The sequence below is a fragment of the Heliobacterium chlorum genome (genome assembly GCF_014502795.1).
Classification (GTDB): domain Bacteria; phylum Bacillota; class Desulfitobacteriia; order Heliobacteriales; family Heliobacteriaceae; genus Heliobacterium; species Heliobacterium chlorum.
Genome location: NZ_JACVHF010000101.1, coordinates 1 through 1,145, shown reverse-complemented (window position 1 = coordinate 1,145; position 1,145 = coordinate 1). Strand labels below are relative to the sequence as shown.

Here is a 1,145-nt window from a genome sequence, read left to right as displayed (position 1 = left end):
CTAGTGGTAAATACAGGGATTTAAAGGAATATTGCAATTCTATGTCGAAAGAGAAATTCGATGGAGGGATTGCAATGTGTATATATATTCGAGATTTAACTGTTGAAGAAGGAAATAAACTGCTTCAAATTGCTCGGAGGGGTACGTCATCGTTCGCGATGCGACGGGCTAATATATTACTAGCTTCTGCCCAAAAAACAAAAGTACCCGATATCGCTAGGCTCTTTCACTGTGCTCCAGATCATGTTCGAGATGTGATTCATCAGTTTCATCAAAATGGGTTTGATTCACTGAAACCCAATTACGGCGGTGGACGTAAGCCTACGTTTACCGAGGAACAACGGAGTTTACTGATCGAACTCTCGCAAATGCCACCGAAAATCGTGGGTATGCCGTTTACCCACTGGTCTTTAAGTAAATTGGCGGAAGCAGCGGTGAAGAAAGGGATTGTCCATCGTATATCTCCCGAAACCGTCCGAGTCATATTAGATGAAGCCAATATTACCTACCAGAATACGAAAACGTGGAAAACTTCAAATGATCCAGACTTCGAGAGTAAAAAAAAAGAATCGAAATCCTCTACGAAACGCCACCCAAAGATGGACGAGTAATATGCGTAGACGAATTTGGACCCCTTGAGGTTCGACCCTACCGGGAAAAGGTTGGTTTCCGAAAGGGAAGCCCGATCGTCAACGTGCGGATTATAACCGCAAACACGGAGTTCGTCATCTGCTGGCAGCGTATGATCTCAAGGGAGATAAGTTGTATGGACATAACCGTCCACGTAAAGACAGTAAAGAACTTTTGGATTTTTTAAAAGTGCTTCGACGTCGTTTTCATCGTTCAGAACGGTTATATATAGTTATGGATAATTTTTCTCCCCACAAAACGGCAAAAGTTCGCAAATGGGCACAAGAAAGTAATGTGGAGTTAGTTTACACACCCACATATTCATCGTGGCTAAACCGGATCGAGTGCCACTTCGCACCGCTCCGAAAATTTGTATTAGCCGGTTCTGACTATAAAAACCATCGTGAATTAGCTACGGCAATTCAACAATACATACGTTGGCGAAATAAGAATGCTAAATCCGAAGAAATTTTACGCATTCAAAAGAAGGTCAGGGTTGCCTGATGGGGCACTAG

The 1,145-nt window shown here is 42.9% G+C and carries 1 protein-coding gene and 1 pseudogene; both read left to right on the top strand.

Features of this window, described 5'->3' with window-relative positions; all coding sequences use genetic code 11:
* Positions 1-74: 74 nt before the first annotated feature.
* Positions 75-611: a helix-turn-helix domain-containing protein gene (locus H1S01_RS21265; protein ID WP_207732437.1), complete on the top strand. Its 537-nt coding sequence runs from the start codon at positions 75-77 to the stop codon at positions 609-611.
* Between the two features lie 49 nt (positions 612-660).
* A pseudogene (locus tag H1S01_RS21260) lies at positions 661-1,134 on the top strand (IS630 family transposase); the annotation flags it as partial.
* Between the last annotated feature and the right edge of the window lie 11 nt (positions 1,135-1,145).